The organism is Stenotrophomonas sp. Steno-C18 (genome assembly GCF_056393195.1).
In genome coordinates, this window is the sequence record NZ_JBWJOX010000005.1 from 229,469 (window position 1) to 247,064 (window position 17,596).

Sequence of the window (17,596 nt, forward strand, 5' to 3'; positions counted from 1 at the left end):
CGCCATGTCCGAAGCCGTTTCCGCCGCTACCCCGGCGCAGCTGTCGCTGCGCATCCGCCAACTGGCACGAGAAGCAGGCTTCCAGCGCTGCGGCGTCAGTGGCGTGGAGCTGCGTGACGATGAGGCGCACCTGGCCGACTGGCTGGGCAAGGGCCTGTACGGGACGATGGACTGGATGGCCCGCCACGGCACCCTGCGTGCGCGCCCACAGGAACTGCTGCCCGGCACGGTGCGGGTGATCTCGGTCGGGCTGGACTACGGCCACAAGGACGATGCGCAGGCCTGGGCCACCCTTGATGACGCCGACCGCGCCTACGTGGCGCGCTACGCCCTGGGCCGCGATTACCACAAGCTGATGCGCAACCGCCTGCAGAAGCTTGCCGAGCGGGTCGCCGCCGAGATCGGCCCCTTCGGTTACCGCGTGTTCGTCGACTCCGCGCCGGTGCTGGAACGCGCCCTGGCACGCAACGCCGGGCTGGGCTGGATCGGCAAGCACACCTGCCTGATCGACCGCCACGGCGGCTCGTGGTTCTTCATCGGCGAGATCTACGTCGACCTGCCATTGCCGGTGGATGTGCCGGCCACCGCGCACTGCGGCACCTGCACGCGCTGCATCGACGTCTGCCCGACCGCGGCGATCATCGCCCCGCACCGCCTGGATGCGCGGCGCTGCATTTCCTACCTGACCATCGAGCACGACGGCGCCATTCCACTGGAAATGCGCCCGTTGATGGGCAACCGCATCTACGGCTGCGATGACTGCCAACTGGTCTGCCCCTGGAACAAGTTCGCCCGGCGCACCGACGAGCCGGACTTCCGCGCGCGCAACAACCTCGACACAGCCACGCTGCCGGAACTGTTCGCCTGGGAAGAGGATGAATTCCTGCGTCGCACCGAGGGCAGCCCGATCCGCCGCAGCGGCCACGAGCGCTGGCTGCGCAACATCGCCGTGGCATTGGGCAATGCCGCGCCCTCGCCCAGTGCGCGTCAGGCATTGGAAACGCGCAGCAACCATGCCTCCGAACTGGTCCGCGAGCACGTGCAGTGGGCGCTGCAGCGCCACCATGACGCCGACCCACCGGCGGCGTGAGCCCGCCGGCATTCCATGCGACCATGGCCGCCCGCTCCACCGCCGCAACCGCTGAACCATGAACCGCAGTGCCGACGTCCTGACCCCCGCCCAGCTCAACACGCTGGCGCGTGACCTGCTGGAGAGCAGCTTCCCGATGGTCTGGGTGGAAGGCGAACTGGGCAATGTCAGCCGCCCGTCCTCCGGGCACCTGTACTTCACCCTGAAGGACGCCCGCGCGCAGGTCCGCGCGGCGATGTTCAAGCCCAAGAGCCAGTGGCTCAAGTTCGTGCCACGCGAAGGCATGCGCGTGCTGGTGCGCGGCCGGCTCACCCTGTACGAGGCACGCGGCGACTACCAGTTGATCCTCGACCACATGGAGGAAGCCGGCGAAGGCGCGCTGCGCCGTGCCTACGAGGAGCTGAAGGCACGCCTGGAAGCCGAGGGCCTGTTCGATGCCGGGCGCAAGCGCCCGCTGCCGGCGCACGTGCGCCGCCTGGCGGTGATCACCTCGCCTTCCGGTGCCGCCGTGCGCGACGTACTGAGCGTGCTTGGCCGGCGTTTCCCGCTGCTGGAAGTGGACCTGCTGCCCTCGCTGGTGCAAGGCGAAACTGCCGCCGCGCAGATCACCTCGCTGTTGCGCCAGGCCGATGCCAGCGGCCGCTACGACGTGATCCTGCTGACCCGCGGCGGCGGTTCACTGGAAGACCTGTGGGCCTTCAACGACGAACGGTTGGCCCGCGCCATCGCCGCCAGCACCACCCCGGTGGTCTCTGCGGTGGGCCACGAGACCGACTTCAGCCTGTCCGATTTCGCCGCCGACCTGCGCGCGCCCACGCCGTCGGTCGCCGCCGAGCTGCTGGTACCCGACCAGCGCGACCTGGCATTGCGCCTGCGCCGGCTCGCGCAGCGGCTGAGCCAGTTGCAGGTGCACACCCTGAGCCAGGCCATGCAGCGCGCCGATCGCGCCGCGTTGCGCCTGCAGGCCCAGGGCCCGCAGGCACGGCTGGCGTTGCTGCGGCATCGGCAGGAGGCTGCCTTTGCGCGGCTGCAGGCGCATTGGCGACAGAAGCAGGAGCGTCGCCGGGCACAGTTGGCGCATGCGGCCGCCGTGCTGCGCGGCGCCCAGCCGCAGCGTCGGCTGGCGGCATTGAAGGAACGGCTGGCAGCCCTGGCGCCACGCGCACAGACCGCCATCAACCGCCAGTTGCAAGCCGATGCATTGCGCCTGCGTGGCATCGCCCGTTCACTGGAGGCGGTGAGCCCATTGGCGACCGTCGCCCGTGGTTACTCGATCCTGACCCGCGCCGACGACGGCGCCCTGGTGCGTTCCAGCGCGCAGGCACAACCCGGTGATCGCCTGCAGGCCCGCCTGGCCGAAGGCACCCTGCAGGTCCGCGTGGAAACCTCCGAGCCGTAGGAGCGCCTTCAGGCGCGAAGCCGGGAATCCTTCCGCCAACGCCGGCTACTGCAATCCCGGAGGCCATCGGCTTCGCGGCCAAGGCCGCTCCTATCGCTGCGGGGCTGCGTCCCAGGCCTGCAGCACGATATTGGTCAACGCCACCGGGTCACGGTCGAAATGGTGCCCACCCGGCCGCTCCACCGTCTGGATGAAAGGCTTGCCGCGCAGGTCGCGGCACAGGCTGTCCTTCTCATCGGTGCCGTAGATGCACTGCAGCGGCATCGCGTGCAGTTGCTCCAGTGCGGGCAACACGGGCGTCTCGCGCGAACGCCCCCACCCCAGCCAGCCACCTACCCGGACCTCGAACGCGGCCCCATGGGACAGGCCCAGCAACGACATGAAACGCACCGACTGCTGCTGATCGGCCGGTAGCTGCGGGTAAGCGAACGGCAATACATCGGCACCGAACGAGTAACCGATCAACGCGACGTCGTCTGCCCCCCAACGCTGCCGGTAGGTCTGCAGGGCCTGGCCCAGATCGGCACCCAGTTGCTGCTGGCTGCGCTCGGCCCAGAAGTACTTCAGGCTGTTCCAACCCAGCACGGAAATGCCTTGCTGGTTGAGCTCGCGGGCAATGCCCTTGTCCAGGTCACGCCAGCCCCCATCGCCGGAGAGCACCACTGCCAGGCGACGGCTGCCGGCGACCGGCATCTCGATCAGGGGAAGCCGCTGCGTGCCGTCCGGGCGCGCCATCGTCTCCAGTGCGCGGGAAACCAACGCCTCGGCCGGCACCGGCTCGACCGCGACGGCATCCCCACCGCCGGTGCAGGGCCGGGGTTCCGGAGCGCCCGGTGTCACCAGCACCCCGGCGAACTCGCCCGCCGCGGCACCGGCGGCGGTTGCGCGGGCCAACGCGGCCTCCCTGCCCTGCGCGACCAACAACGGCAGGAAGAACTGCTGCGCCCGTGCCTGCTTGAGCAGCTTCTGGATCAACAACGCCGCATCGTCGGCCATGTTCCTGCAGGTCGATGGCGCGCCACCCAGACGCTGCCGGTACGCCGTCGAATCCACCACCGCCACCCATGCACCACCCTGCGCCAGCGAGGTGAGCAATGGCCGTTCCCGGGCGGACGATTGCGCGCCCTCGGCGAAATAGATCACCACACCGCGTGGCTCGCCCTGCGGCGCCACCACTTGCACGTCACCGTACCGACCGGCGTTGACCGATGCACGGTGGTTGCTCCGGCTGCATGCACTGGCCATCACCACGCACAGCAGCGCCGTCACGACGCGTACGACAAGGCCCTGCATCGGCCACCGCCATCAACCAAAGGGAAAAACACCCCGCATGTGCCGGTGGCCCGGTCGCGGGGTGGACCGCCTACCTTGCCGCTTCGGTGCAGAACTGCTGCCGGTACTGCATTGCCTTGGGCATCAGCGCCTGCAGGTTCTGGATGCGGGTGCCGGGGTTGGGATGCGTCGACGAGAACTCCGGCGGCGACTGGCCACCGCTGTTGGCGCTCATGCGCTCCCACAGCGGCACCGCTTCCTCGGGATTGAAGCAAGCCGCGGCGGCCAGCATCAGGCCCACTTCGTCGGCCTGGGTTTCATGCGAGCGCGCATACGGCAGCAGATAACCGTAGCCCATGGCCGACATCATCATCTGCTGTTGCTGCGCGTCCAGGCCGCCCGCCGCGCCGGCCATCTGCCCGATCTGGGTCAGCTTCTGCTGGGCCATGCGCTGCGCACCATGGCGCAGCAGCGCATGGGCGATTTCGTGACCCATCACGACCGCCACCGCGTCGGCATTCTGCGCCACCGGGATCAGCCCGGTGTACACCGCCATCTTGCCGCCGGGCAGGCAGAACGCATTGGCCTCGTCGGACTGGATGACGTTGACCTCCCAGTCGAAATCACGGGCGAAATGCTGCGGCTCCAGGCCATGCTCGCGGGCCAGCGCGGTCTCGACCACGTCCACCTTGGCGATCAGGCGGCGCGCGATTTCCCGCACCTGCTGGGAGATCTGCGAATCGGGGGCCACCGGCCGCTCCTGGGACAGGATCTCCTGGTAGGCCTGCAGGCCCATCGCCTTCTCTTCCTCGGCGTTGAGCGAGCTGTCGATCAGCACCTTCTCGCCGGTGTAGGGATCAACCGAACGGTTGCCGAAGTAATAACAGCCGCCATAGATGGCGAAACCCAGCAGGATCACCCAGCGCAGGTTGCCGAACAGCCCACCGCCACGACGGCCCTGGCCGCCCGCGCTCTGATTGCCGAAGGGATCTTGTCGCATGGTGGGGTTCCGTCTGGTCCGGGGTGGCCGGAGCCGATGTTAGCGCGCCGGCGTGCATGGGCAAGGTCAAATCCCGCGCACCAGGCGGAAGCCGATCCGCGCCGAGGTCACGTCGGAGTCCTGCGACTGCCGCCACGCCGCCCGGGTCTGCTCCGGTGCGTTGGCCCAGTTGCCACCGCGGATCACCCGCTGCCGGCAGCCGGGGTTGTACCAGGCCGCGCCGTCGGCCGGGGCGCGCCGATAGCTGGCATGCCAGCAGTCGGCCACCCATTCGCTGAGGTTGCCGGCCATGTCGTGCAGCCCCCAGGCGTTGGCGTTGTACATGCCAACCGGCGCCGTGCCCCAGAAACCATCGCCATACCCGATGAAGGCATTGTTCCAGTGCCGCCCACTGGGCGAGACGTCCAGGCTGCCGGTGAAGTTGCCGGTGTTCGGCGGCGGGATTGCCGCCTTCCCCCACGGGTAGCGCCCCTGGTTGCCGGCACGCAGGGCGTACTCGAATTCCGACTCACTGGGCAGGCGGTAGTAGCGGCCGGTCTGCTCGCTCAGCCATGCCGCGTAGGCCTCGGCATCGCGCACGCTGACATGCATGACCGGGCTGTTCGGCGCGGCCCTGACGCCATTGTAATCCGATTGCCAATCCACGCCACTGCGGCGGATGAAGTTGCCGCTGCGCTCGTCGTAGACCACCGAATGGCCACGCCGGGTCGCACGCGGGCGCGCATGGGTGGCCTCGACGAAGCGACGGAAGTCGGCCACGGTCACTTCGGTGATCGACATGGCGAAGCCCCGCTCGAAGCGCACCTCATGCTGCGGCCGCTCGGCATCACGGCCACCGATCTCCTCCTGGGTCGCGCCCATCAGGAAGGTGCCATGCGGGACCACCACCATCTGCGGCCCGCGCCCGCCATCCTGCAAGGCATCACTGAACACCTGCCGCGGGCGGAAGCTGCCGTAGTGGGTGACCAGCTCGATGCGCGCGCGCAGCAGTTCCACGGTGGCATCGCCGGGCAAGGCGATGCGTTCGGCCTGGGCCAGCTTGTTGCGGGCGTCCTTCAGGCCTTTGGAGGAGGTGAGGTCACGCAAGCCGGCATTGCGCAGGGCATCCAGCTGGGCGGTGCGGATGGCTTCGATGCGGGCCCGCGCGTCGATCAGGGTCGGGCCCTCCCCGCGCACGGTGCCAGCCTTGCCCAACCAGCGCTGGGCGGCGGCGAAATCCGAATCCAGCGCCGCGGCCCGCTCGGCACGGCGGATCAGCCCGCTCTCCACGGCCGCCAGTCCCTGCCGGGCGCGGCTGTTGTCCGGATCGGCGGCCAGCACTTCACGGAACGCCGCCTGCGCGCCCCCTCCGTCCTCACCGAACTGCCCCTGGCGCAGCGCCTGTTCCCCGGCCCGGTTCAACGCCAGCAGGCGCCGGGCGGTGGCGATGCGTTCCTGCAAGGCCTGCTCGGCCTTGCCTTCCGGTGCCAGGGCCACCGCCACGCTGACCAGCATCGCCGCCTCGGCCAGGGCCAGGCGCTGTCCCTCGGTCTGCGCCATGCGCGCGTTGGCCAGTGCCCGCAGGCGCTGCCGGGCCTTGTCCAGCCCACGCTGCGCGGCACGGTCACCCGGCTTCTGGGCCAGGATGGCCAGGTACAGGGGAATCGCATCGCCGGCCTCACGGAACAGCCGGTCCTCCGCCAGGGCCTTGTCGGCGTCCTTGCGGGCCTGGGCCAATTGTTCCGGTGCCAGCACGACATCGGGCGCCTGCCAGCGCGGCAACGCGGTGTCCTCCACCTGCGGTACCGGGTCCGGCGTGGCGGCCTCGGCATCCCGCTGGCGGGCCGCCGCGCGGGCCTCCAGGCGCTCGACCACGCGCCCGGCCAGCGACTTGCCCTGCCCGTCGGCGGGCGTCGCCGGTGCAGCCGGGGGCGGATCGCCACAGCCGCTCACTGCCAGCGGCAGCAGCAACACCAGGGTCCAGATGTGGCCAAAACTACGCAAAGCGCCTCCAATAGCCTGCCTGCCCCGTCGGGGCCGGCCCGACGTTAGGCTATTCTCGCCTCCCTGAGCAAACCCTGCAGTTAGACGGAACCCACGTGGCTTATTGGATCAAACACCCATCGGAACTGGACGAGCGCTACCAGCGCCGCCCGACCCGGATTGGACTGGACACCGAGTTCATCCGCGAGCGCACCTATTGGCCGCAACTGGCCCTGGTACAGATGGCGGTCGGTGACGAAGTACTGCTGATCGACCCGCTGGTCCCCGGCATGTGCGAAGCACTCAAACCGTGGCTGACCGATACCTCGATCACCAAGATCATGCACAGCGCCAGCGAAGACCTGGTGGCCTTCAAGTGTGCCTGCGACGCCCTGCCGCGCCCGTTGTTCGACACCCAGATCGGTGCCGCGCTGGCGGGCATTGGTGGCGGCATGGGCTATCAGAAGCTGGTGGCCGAGATCACCGGTACCACCCTGCCCAAGGGCGAGACGCGTTCGGACTGGCTCAAGCGCCCTCTCAGCGACGCCCAGCTGGAGTACGCCGCCGACGACGTGGAATACCTGTTCGCCCTGCACGACGCCATCAGCGAGCGCCTGCAGGCCAAGGGCCGCATGCAGTGGCTGCTGGATGATGGCGAACGCCTGCTGGCCAGCGTCGAGCGCGACGAAGGCGAGCACTGGCCGCACCTGTCGATGCGCTCCTCGCAGTTCCTCGAGGCCGATGCGCAACGGCGCCTGCTGCGCCTGCTGCGCTGGCGCGACCAGCAGGCACGCCACAGCGACAAGCCGCGCAGCTGGATCCTGGACAACGAGCTGGCTAACCTGCTCGCGCGCACGCCGCCGGCCGACTACGACGCCATGCTCAAGCTGTTCGGCCGCTTTCCCAAGGCACCGCGCAAGCTCGCGCAGCCGCTGTGGCAGGCACTGAGCACCCCGCTGGCCGACGAGGCCGAGGCACCGCTCGCCCTGCCCGCCACCGACGGCAACAAGTCCGCGCTGAAGAAGCTGCAGGATGCAGTGAGCAAGCGCACCACCGAGCTGGAGCTGCCCGAAGGCTTCCTCGCCTCGCGCAAGCATCTGGAAGCCCTGCTGGAGAGCGGCCACTGGCCCAGCGCATTGGCCGGCTGGCGACAGCAGGAACTGGAAGCCCCGCTGCGCGCCCTGTTGCCCGGCAACTAAGCGCGCCGCACGCCACCTGCGACACGCCCGCCGCAAGGCGGGCTTTTTCTTGCGTGCTGCGTGCACGCCGCGCGATGCGCAGGAAGTGATCGAAGAACATGGGCGCCAGACGCTCCAGGCACGACGCTTGCGGGCGCCCCGTGGGCGCACAACGCATGCTGGCAACGCCAGCGCTCGCTCACGTTGGAACGTGGTGCAGAAACGGTGCAGATTCCAGGAACAAAAAAAGAGCTCGCATTGCTGCGAGCCCTTGAAATTCTTGGTGGCCGAGGACGGAATCGAACCGCCGACACGGGGATTTTCAATCCCCTGCTCTACCAACTGAGCTACTCGGCCACTTTGTTCTCGTTGGCGTTGCCGCCGGCGAGGACGCGAATATTACGCATGTGTTTCGGATTCGGCAAGCGCTTTTCACAAAAATTTTCACATCCGCTGAAATCGCCGCGAAATGACCGATCCGGCAAGGTCCGCACGCTTCCTGCAGCCGTCCCAAGACACCCGCGTCGCCTCCATGCATGGCCCAAACGAAAAGAGCCGCATCTTCCGATGCGGCCCTTCGTCGAATCATTGGTGGAGCGGAGGAGGATCGAACTCCCGACCTTCGCATTGCGAACGCGACGCTCTCCCAGCTGAGCTACCGCCCCACGCGGTGCACCGATTCTAGCGCGCTGAAAGCGGATTCGCCAATAGCACGGCATGGGATGTCAAGTGGACGGGCAGCTCCGCCGTGCTGGCGGTCAGTGGGTCGGCAGCAATGGGCGCAGCAGCGGTTCGAGCTGCTGCTGGCGCCAGCCGGCCAGTGCGCTCGGCCAGGTGCCGCTTTCCAGCAGCGATTCCAGATGCTTGCGCGAGGCAAGCAGGCCGTCGGGCAGGCCCAGCTCCGCGGTGAGCTGCTCAGGCGGCGCTTGCCGCCCCTTCGGCCGCAATACGGACGATCCGCATCCAGCCTCCGATCCTGGCCGTGTCCTACCTTGCCGGTAAGCCAACTTACGGAAGCCGGTTCAATGCGTGTCCAGCTGACCAAGCGCCAGGTCGAGACCTATCAGCCCCGGGAGCGTCCCTATGAGATCCGGGACGCCCAGGTGCGGGGACTGATCTTGCGCGTGCAGCCATCAGGCCACAAAGCGTGGATCGTCTCGTGGGCGCATGGGAAGCGGCGCACCATCGGGCCGACGACTGCGATCCCGCTTGATCTGGCCCGCGCCCAAGCTACCCACGCCATCGCCGAGTACCTGCAATCAGGCTTGCCCCGGATCGGGCAGGGCAAGTCCCACGCCCCTGCGCTGCGAGACTTCATCGATCAGCGGTATCGGGCTTGGGCGACGCTGGAACTCAAGCGTGGCCACATGTACGCCGACCGGCTGGAGCAGGTCTTCGCTGAACATCTGGACGACCCGCTGACCGGCTTCGACGCGGCCTGGGCCGACCAGTGGCTGCAACAGCGCTTGACGACCCCCACCGGCAAGACCCGGTCTCCGCCCACTCGTTCGACTGCGGCACGCGATCTAGCGTGTCTGCGGGCTGCGCTGTCCAAAGCGGTCAGCTGGGGGCTGATCCCTCGCAACCCGCTACTGGGGATGCGCATCAAAGGTGGGCAGTCCCGCAAGGTCGTTCGATACCTGTCAGCGGACGAAGAATCCCGCCTGCGCACCGTGATGGCTGCTCGAGATCGCCACATGATTGCGGCCCGGGTTTCAGGCAACCTTTGGCGCGCGCTACGGCAGGAAGCCTTGTACCCCGATATCCCAGCCGATACCTATGGCGATCACCTGACGCCAGTCGTTCTGCTGGCGATGAACACCGGCATGCGACGGGGCGAACTACTTTCGATGACATGGGGTGATGTCGATCTGGAAGCCAAGATGCTCACGATCCGGGCCGAGAACGCCAAATCAGGGCGTCAGCGCCATATCCCGCTAAACGTCGAAGCGCTGGACGTGCTGCAACGCTGGTCGATCCGGACTGGCGGTGAACGCATCGGACGGGTGTTCAACGTCAACGACGTAAAAACCGGCTGGACGAAGCTGTTGGCTGATGCCCGCATCGAGCAATTCCGGTTCCACGACCTGCGCCATCACTTTGCGTCGCGACTGATTCGGGCGGGTGTGGACCTGAACACTGTGCGGGAACTGCTGGGCCATGCTGACATCACGATGACGCTGCGGTACGCCCATCTGGCACCCGACACGCTGGCAGCAGCCGTTACGAAGTTGGCTGCGTGATGCTTGTCCGCAGTGATTACGAACCCTGCTGGCCCGCCAAACGCTCCAACTCCGCTCGCATACGAGCACGTTGCTCCGCAGGCAGCTTGGCAAACGCAAGAATCGCAGCAGCCAGGTCGTCGTCCTCCGCGAACAAGAATGCCAACGGGACATCGAGCGCTTGGGCCAGCTCTGCCGCTTTGGTCATGTCCGCTTGGTTGACGCCGCGCTCGTACCGGTTGATGCGCACCGCCCCACGATTCTTGTCGCTGTCCTTATCCACGATACCTCCCAGCGCGCGCTGAGACAGCCCTCGTAGATCGCGAGCTTCTCTCAGACGCTTGGCAAAGATGGCAGGGATTGCTTCGGGCAAGGACACAAGCAGGCAACGGTGACTGAACCTCAAAGAGCATGACCCATATACCTCAGCAGTAGAATACATTACTGTGACGGTATATAGCCTTGCACGGTAAATAGCAGCCCGCAAGGGCCGGCCGTGCAACTGACCTCAACCGCTCCACACCAATCCATAGGGGGACGTATGAAACGCTTGATGTTGTTTTTTGCCATCGCAACGCTTTCGGGGTGTTCCACAAAGCCGGTCGCCTCTGTCGCGTCACAACCGGTACCCGCAGATCGGATCTTTGCCTACCAACCAGCCGGCAACGACCCGATGACCGGCACACTAATAGTCGCCCGGGATGCAGGGGCGATGATGGGCGCGTGTCCGTTCGCTTTCTCGGTCGATGGGAAAGTCACTGCTCATATACACAGAGGCGAAAACGCCACATTAGCGATCCCAGCCGGCAACCGAATCATCAGCGCAGAACCAACCGGCAAGGGCGTGTGCTCGTGGGGGAATGAGGACAAGCAGCGCCGGGAAACGTCGGTAACGATCGAAACTGGCGTTCAAACCAAGGTTCGCGTAGGTGTAACCAACGACGGAATCATTCAGATCACGCCGACGGCCTTCTGATCTGCGCTACCCCTTCGCACCGCCGCTCAGACTGGGCCGGCGGCATCGCCAAAACCAAACACCACATAACAAGGGGGAATATCAATGACCGATATCACCAGCGGCGGCAATCCGTATCAGTGCAGCGCATGTGGAACCGCGATTCCTTCCAATCGGGCGATGCCGAATTGCCCGAAGTGCTACGCCAAGCTGCCAAAGGAAGTAGTTGCCAAGCTGCAAGGTGAAGCAACCTCGAATCCGAGCAGGGGCTCAGCCGAAGCATGCATCGGGTTGGGCGTGATCGCGCTATGCGTGGGGTTGTACTTTCTGATCAACCCAAGTGCCAATGGCTACAGCAGCGTCGCGAACGCCCATGCCCTTGCGTTGGGACAGAAGTTCACCGTCGCCGGTGCGGTGATGCTGGGCTTTGGTATTCGTCCGCGCTGATCGTCAAACCGTGACAACAAAGGGCGCGTTGGCAGCGATGTCAGCGCGCCTTTCGCGTTGCTGGGTGAGCTGGTTCTGATGGATTGATTCGCACAATTCATATCTTCGGATCTGGATGCACGCCAGAGCGCCTGTAACGCTCATGATGCTTCGTCCATCGTTACACGCAATCGCACAACCTCGCATCGAATCGCGCCCCACAGGCGCGCTGGCGCGTTGCAGTACGATGTGCGTTTTCCCGCGCTCAAACACAGCTGATTCGGCATTGCATGCATGTGCTGACGGCGCTGATTGCAATCGCGCACGCCGTCGCTTTTCAACGCGCGCCAGACTGGCTGTACAGCTCGTGGCGCTTCGCCTGCAGCTTCACTGCTCACACTAGCGATGCGACACGGGGCGCCCCACATGCGCACTAGCGAGCTTTGGTGCGATGCGTTCCCGCAGCGCGTGAACGCGGACGATCCGCATCCAAGATCGAAGTCCTAGATGGGACGCCGGAATCGCTATCCGTTGCAGGCGAAGTGGAGTGCCGGGATGGGCAACTCCATACAAGCAAAGTCCAGAGCTTTGAATGGCCCCAGCCCCCGAAATCCTCAACATCAGAACAACCGAGCCAAAACGAATCCATTATTGACATATTCGCAACAATAGCTGATAATCGCAAATACGAAGCGCAACTGCGCCTCCACTCGCCATCTTTACCGGGACACCTACGTTCGGGATGGCGTTTCAGCTGATCAGATCAGCATGCTCCAGAAGATTTCCGACCTAGGAGTGAACGGTGCGGTTCCCTGTCATGGGGTCGCGACAGCCGTGTCGGTGATGCCAGTACCGTTGCCTGACGATCAGACGGAACATGGCTACAGATTAGTGTCGCAACGGTCGAGTATCTGAAAGAGAAGTTGCTTCCCTTCCAGTAGGCTGCCCCAACCCTGCTCTATGCGGGGATGGGGGTGGTTTACCTCCTGGAAGAGAAGTTTCAAGGACAGAGCAACAGCTTAGAAGCAAGAGCTAAGGCGGTAACGGTATACATCGATACGTCAGCCCTAGAGCCCGAGGTCACCGCCTTGGGCTTTTTGCTTCCCAGCGCCGAGCAATCGGATGAAGGGATGCTCCTGGTCAAACAATCAGACGCGGCGTAGTAGCGACACCAGCTACCGAAATCCGGAACCCACGTTGACTGAGGTTCTCAAACGTCTTCGACAAGTTCACCTTGCTGAAGAATGGCAGGTTCTGCTTCAGCGTTGCACTGTCTTCGCCGAGAATCAAAAACACAATTTCATAGTCCGCGCTCTTGATGTTACCCAAGGGTACAAGGTCACCAGCAGCAGCATCTACTCTACGCAACACGGTCCGCGCCTTCTTCCGAAACTCCTTGTCGCCAAGCATGATCTCGGCAGCGACGCCTCCCTGAGCAAAGAGGTGGCTAAGTCCGGCTGAGCCGCCCTTGCGATGCTTCACATGGACCAGCTGTTTGGCTGGCGTCAGAAGATCGCAAAGCTCAATAGCTGAAGTGGTGCGATTGGTCTTAACCAACTGTTTGTCCATCAGGAAATAGCCATGCGCTTCGGCTGCACGACTGTTGTAGTCACCCTCCGACTCAATTTTTTCCTTCCCACCCTCTTCCCAAACCTCCACTGCTGGAAATGGAAGAGCCGACACCGGAATCGACTTCAAAGTCTCGGTGATTCGCCCGATAAATGAACCGTCGACCTCGTACCATTTCCCATCAAAGACGATTTTTGTTTTATCGCCATCGATGATCTCGAAGTAGATGCAACGATACACCGAGTGCTCGGTGATCTCGCCATCAACGTCATGAACAAACAGCTTGTCCCGCTTGAGTCCATCGACAGTTAGAGCGCCGAGATCATGGATGTTGTCGATGTAGTCTGCGGCATCGATGACGGGACGTACACTACCCTTGCCACGCGTAAAGCTAAATCCCAAGATCTCGTCCCACGCACCAATCTCCGGCAGTGTGATCATAAGGTCAGGATCATGCCTGGTGACAGCTTCGACCAACTCCAAGTTCAGCTGATCAATCAATGCTTCGTCCTTGATCTTGCGAACATTGTCTACCCATGAAAATGATTTTTTGTAATCTTCATTGGCATAGTAGCCTTTGATTCGGCGCGCCAGTCCAGGAAGATCTGCAACCTCCATTTCGATACCGAACGAGAACGCGGCGTCACCTCCAGATATATGTTCGAGGTCAATACCCTGCTTGGGGACGCCCGTCACAGCACGGAGCACGTCACGCAGGATGTCAATGCCAAAAACGCTCACCTCCGAGTCACGAGCGGCCTGCGACTTCTTCTGGACCGGCTGATCCTCGAGGGTATGCAAGTCGACGCTACGCAGCGACTTTTCGTCGAGCGTATTCAGTGCAGTGCGCAGCCCAAAGTCCTGCACGAATAGCGATTGCTCCAGCAGGTACCGGCCGTATCCAAAGGTGAAAGCGAAGACATCACCATCAACTCGAACCAAGAGCACCGCCGAACTAGAACGGTTCGCCAAGCCAGGCACATCGAGTCCCGCCGCCTCATCGAGAACTCTGCCCCAAGTTGGCCTCTTCTCCGTACTTCGCTTCACGTACAGCGCGCCATCGATACCTACAACGGGTGCTGTTGGATACATGTCCACTGGGACGTTAGCGAGTAAGTTCGCAAATGTCTGTCCATCGATCAACGGCTTAGCCATAAAAACGTTCAGCCGGCGGTATCCCTTCGCCATTCTACATTCCCCTGTTCCAGACCCTATCGACAGCCCAGTGATGCAGGCTGCCACACGGGCGGAGCATATCAAACAAGGAACGCACCGGCACCCCGACAGAAGCGCAGTTTATCTTCGAAGGAAACTAGCACACCAACAGCAATGACTCTTACGATCGCCACGCAATCACCAGCCACAGCAAAGCTCTTGGCATCTCCGCTTTTTACAGTCTAACCATGAAGTGATTTCGTCATGATGCGTTACACATACGTCGCCACTGCATGCGTCGATGACACTCTGGATCTAAACCAACGTACCCGTAATGAAGTCGAGCCCAACACCATGCGCGACCAGTGCAATCGACTCGATCCGTCGTTGCATGCTGCATGCAGCTTTGCTCGCGAGCACAGCGCTTTACTTCAGATATCACATGGAAAGCACTGCGAATACGAAATCGATGACACAACCCGCATCGGATCCAAACATGAGCCCGCTCGCGCAGCGCCAACTACTCATGCAAAACGCAAGTCAAACGCATGCGCGAACGGCGTAATGTGCGGCATGCAGGCGGCGGTGGCTTGGTAGATTCCTGCAACGGTGCGGATCTGTCGCCATGTATGAAGTGCTGGCATGGGTTTGGCTTTGTACCTACGGCGAAATTTCCCGCTCCCACAATCCACCGGCACAAGCCCAGAGCTCCTCAACCTGAAGTCCAGACAACACGGCGCTTCCGTATCAAGCAACCCGCACCGCAAATGTCGTCACCAGCGTGCCGCATCGCACCATGCACCCCACGAAAATTATGGTTACACTCCATTCATGCCCAAGGATGCGGCGTCAAATGGTGGTGGGGACCTCCGTGATCGAAGTTTGGCCGAAATCAGAGACGCATGGTCAGTCAGGAGGCGACGGGATGTCGGCGGGCTTCATTGCGGCGAATGAGTTTCGTCAGCGCATCGAAACCAAACCGACTCTTGCAAGTCCTGAAGTAGCCACAGCATCCGAAGGACCGTAGGCAGGCGTGCTCAGTACACCTGCCGAGGCGGCTGTTGATTTACCCGAGAACACGAATCCGGTGGGTCCTCCATTTATCCGGCCTCAGATGTCACAACAGCCGAAGTAAACGAAGCAGCTCCGACTGAATCCACGGAAGCAGGTCTGACTCAAGGGGGAGATAGTGCTGACGGCAGCAACGACGATGGCCTACGTGCCGCATATCTGGCTGCTTTACGTGCAGCGGTTCGTCAGCACTGGAATTATCAGGGGTCCCCGCAGCAATGTACCTTGACCATCAAGCAATCCGCTGGGGGAATGGTGAAAAGCGCCATCACAGGAGAATGTGTATTGGCACCGTCGGACCGTCGAGCACTCGAAGCCGCAGTGTTGATGGCACAAACACTGCCATATGCAGGTACGAGCAGATATTCAGGGAAACCACCAACCTAAACTTCTGACAGATCAAAAAACAGTACACGTACACCTGGGAGTAACTTCCACGATGCGAGCTAGACCAGCCTTATTTGCCGTATTGCTGAGCGCCGTCCTCGTCACCGCCGCCAATGCACAGCAAGCCCCATGGGATGATTATAGCGTCCATATAAAAAGGTCGGAGGGTGAGAGTCCGCTTTCTGTCGATGATGCCCTTGGCGACAAGATCGACTTCTACAATGGACAAATCTCATTTTCAGCTGTTGATATAGACCTCCCTGGCAGCAACAAACTACCCGTTCGGTTGGCGCGAACGTATCAGATCAAAGACTTCCGGAATCAAGGATACGATTTATTTTCCGACTGGGAGCTGGACGTCCCCTATGTGTCTGGAATTTTTGCCAGAGAATATCAAGGTGATGCCGGATACTCCCTCCACACCTGGACCGGAGCCCGCTGTTCCGGCAGCCGATCTCCTCCCTATATTGCACTACTCTTCCCGCCATTAGAGTACTGGAACGGATTATCGACCAACATCCCGAACGGTGGCCCTTTACTTGAGCCTGCGCCGACCACGCCGAAACCGACCGCAGGTGGAAGCTTCCCTTGGGTAACGCCTCAGTTCACGTGGCTGTCGTGCCTACCGACGGTAGGCAACTCGGCCGGTGAAGGATTCCTGGCAATTTCTCCCGACGGCACAAAATACTGGTTCAACTGGATGGCCGTCTATCCTGTATGGCAACTCGACAAAACGACGTACGGCTATGACGTGGGCGGCGACTTGATAGAGTACGCGAATTCCCTGACACGCAGGCGGCACGTTCTGTATGCAACTCGCGTCGAGGACCGGCACGGGAACTGGGTTAACTACAGTTACTCGAACAACGAAAATTCAGCTGGGAGGCTGAATTCCATTGAGAGCAGCGATGGTCGAAGAATCGACATATCCTATGATGTCGGCGGCCGAATAAGTTCGGCTACAGCCAATGGAAGAACCTGGACGTATTCATATACCGGCAGATCTCTTTCAACTGTGGTTCAGCCCGACACATCCCGCTGGGCTATCGATTTTTCCCAACTATTATCTCCCTTAGCAACGACAGAAAATCTGGCGGCAACATGCAGCTTTCCATACGATGGCAATGTTATTGATCCAGCGTACGGCACTATCTTTACCGCCCGACTAACGGCTCCCTCTGGAGTTTCGGGGGAATTCCAGATTGAACGGCGACTACATGGACGATCCAATGTCCCAAAAAATTGCCTTCCATCCACTGAAATTCTAATGGGCGACATGGAGGCAGGATACCATTCCGACTATGTCAGGATGTACTGGACGCTGAGCGTTACAAAGAAGGCAATCACAGGACCTGGATTATCGCCAATGACTTGGCAATATAATTATCGTAATTCGTTCGCGAATTCGGACACCCTCCTATTCTCAAGAATTGCACCGAGCCCCATACCGGTTGGTTCGTGGGCGCAGGGCGGCACATACAATAACCCAGACCCGTCATGCGTGAGCGACTCCTGTGCAGGAAGGGTTGTTACAGAAGTGAGTGGACCGAATGAATCATGGACCAGGTACACATTCGGCAACAGTTATCGATACGATGAAAACAAGCTTCTTCGTCTCGAGATTGGGAAAGCCCCCAACTCCATTGCACGGATAGAAGACTACAAGTACGACCTGCGAACGACAGGAACCCCCTATCCCTCGCCGATCGGCTACACCTTGCAGTATCAAGGTGATGACGTAATGCAGTCTTTCCTACGGCCTATGCGTGAGAAGTCGGTTACCCAGGATGGCGTTACACACACTTGGATGGTGAACTCCTTCGATAACTATGGAAGGCCGGCGAGCACAACAAGCAGCACCCCCTAGTCCACCTACACAACCACTTCTTGCCGAATCTCGCTGCACGACC

At 62.4% G+C, this 17,596-nt stretch carries 12 protein-coding genes, 2 tRNA genes and 1 pseudogene; 7 read left to right on the top strand and 8 right to left on the bottom strand.

The genetic code is table 11. The annotated features are described in order from the left end of the window. Nucleotides 1-4 precede the first annotated feature (4 nt). Both queG and xseA read left to right on the top strand, forming a co-directional pair. Nucleotides 5-1,090: a tRNA epoxyqueuosine(34) reductase QueG gene (gene queG, locus AC06FE_RS12450; RefSeq protein ID WP_478073189.1), complete on the top strand. Its 1,086-nt coding sequence runs from the start codon at nucleotides 5-7 to the stop codon at nucleotides 1,088-1,090. Nucleotides 1,091-1,148: 58 nt separating this feature from the next. Further along, complete coding sequence (xseA, locus tag AC06FE_RS12455; protein WP_478073190.1) at nucleotides 1,149-2,489, top strand: exodeoxyribonuclease VII large subunit; 1,341 nt, start codon at nucleotides 1,149-1,151, stop codon at nucleotides 2,487-2,489. Nucleotides 2,490-2,579: 90 nt separating this feature from the next. On the opposite strand, the gene AC06FE_RS12460 is transcribed toward xseA, so the two are convergent. From AC06FE_RS12460 to AC06FE_RS12470, 3 genes are all read right to left on the bottom strand, one after another. Further along, complete coding sequence (locus AC06FE_RS12460) at nucleotides 2,580-3,782, bottom strand: virulence factor family protein (RefSeq protein WP_478073191.1); 1,203 nt, start codon at nucleotides 3,780-3,782, stop codon at nucleotides 2,580-2,582. 70 nt (nucleotides 3,783-3,852) lie between these two features. Beyond that, nucleotides 3,853-4,761 carry a M48 family metallopeptidase gene (locus AC06FE_RS12465; protein WP_192286098.1) on the bottom strand — a complete coding sequence of 303 codons (909 nt, stop codon included), beginning with the start codon at nucleotides 4,759-4,761 and terminating at the stop codon, nucleotides 3,853-3,855. A 66-nt stretch (nucleotides 4,762-4,827) separates the two neighbouring features. Further along, nucleotides 4,828-6,615, bottom strand: a complete 1,788-nt coding sequence (locus AC06FE_RS12470) for an SUMF1/EgtB/PvdO family nonheme iron enzyme (RefSeq protein WP_478073259.1) — start codon at nucleotides 6,613-6,615, stop codon at nucleotides 4,828-4,830. A gap of 224 nt (nucleotides 6,616-6,839) precedes the next feature. On the opposite strand from AC06FE_RS12470, the gene rnd reads away from it, so the two are divergent. Then, on the top strand, nucleotides 6,840-7,922 hold the full coding sequence (gene rnd, locus AC06FE_RS12475) for a ribonuclease D (protein ID WP_478073192.1): 1,083 nt from the start codon (nucleotides 6,840-6,842) through the stop codon (nucleotides 7,920-7,922). 260 nt (nucleotides 7,923-8,182) lie between these two features. On the opposite strand, the gene AC06FE_RS12480 is transcribed toward rnd, so the two are convergent. The 3 genes and pseudogenes from AC06FE_RS12480 to AC06FE_RS12490 form a co-directional block, all read right to left on the bottom strand. Further along, a tRNA-Phe gene (locus AC06FE_RS12480) sits at nucleotides 8,183-8,258 on the bottom strand. A gap of 232 nt (nucleotides 8,259-8,490) precedes the next feature. Continuing rightward, nucleotides 8,491-8,566: transfer RNA gene (locus AC06FE_RS12485), tRNA-Ala, on the bottom strand. Between the two features lie 93 nt (nucleotides 8,567-8,659). Continuing rightward, nucleotides 8,660-8,809 (bottom strand): annotated as a pseudogene (locus AC06FE_RS12490) (ribonuclease D); the annotation flags it as partial. 117 nt (nucleotides 8,810-8,926) lie between these two features. Between AC06FE_RS12490 and AC06FE_RS12495 the strand changes: the two are divergent. Beyond that, complete coding sequence (locus tag AC06FE_RS12495) at nucleotides 8,927-10,144, top strand: tyrosine-type recombinase/integrase (protein WP_478073193.1); 1,218 nt, start codon at nucleotides 8,927-8,929, stop codon at nucleotides 10,142-10,144. Nucleotides 10,145-10,160: 16 nt separating this feature from the next. Here AC06FE_RS12495 and AC06FE_RS12500 read toward each other — a convergent pair whose 3' ends face one another. Beyond that, nucleotides 10,161-10,406: an XRE family transcriptional regulator gene (locus tag AC06FE_RS12500; protein ID WP_323437934.1), complete on the bottom strand. Its 246-nt coding sequence runs from the start codon at nucleotides 10,404-10,406 to the stop codon at nucleotides 10,161-10,163. 258 nt (nucleotides 10,407-10,664) lie between these two features. On the opposite strand from AC06FE_RS12500, the gene AC06FE_RS12505 reads away from it, so the two are divergent. Both AC06FE_RS12505 and AC06FE_RS12510 read left to right on the top strand, forming a co-directional pair. Further along, the gene (locus AC06FE_RS12505; RefSeq protein ID WP_478073194.1) at nucleotides 10,665-11,099 is read left to right on the top strand and encodes a hypothetical protein; all 435 of its coding nucleotides are present in this window, start codon (nucleotides 10,665-10,667) and stop codon (nucleotides 11,097-11,099) included. Between the two features lie 84 nt (nucleotides 11,100-11,183). Then, nucleotides 11,184-11,525 (top strand): hypothetical protein, encoded by a 342-nt coding sequence (locus AC06FE_RS12510; RefSeq protein ID WP_478073195.1) that lies wholly within the window; start codon nucleotides 11,184-11,186, stop codon nucleotides 11,523-11,525. Between the two features lie 1,119 nt (nucleotides 11,526-12,644). On the opposite strand, the gene AC06FE_RS12515 is transcribed toward AC06FE_RS12510, so the two are convergent. Next, nucleotides 12,645-14,261: a TIGR04141 family sporadically distributed protein gene (locus tag AC06FE_RS12515; protein ID WP_478073196.1), complete on the bottom strand. Its 1,617-nt coding sequence runs from the start codon at nucleotides 14,259-14,261 to the stop codon at nucleotides 12,645-12,647. 1,477 nt (nucleotides 14,262-15,738) lie between these two features. Between AC06FE_RS12515 and AC06FE_RS12520 the strand changes: the two genes are divergently transcribed. Continuing rightward, nucleotides 15,739-17,553: a hypothetical protein gene (locus tag AC06FE_RS12520; protein ID WP_478073197.1), complete on the top strand. Its 1,815-nt coding sequence runs from the start codon at nucleotides 15,739-15,741 to the stop codon at nucleotides 17,551-17,553. Nucleotides 17,554-17,596: the final 43 nt, after the last annotated feature.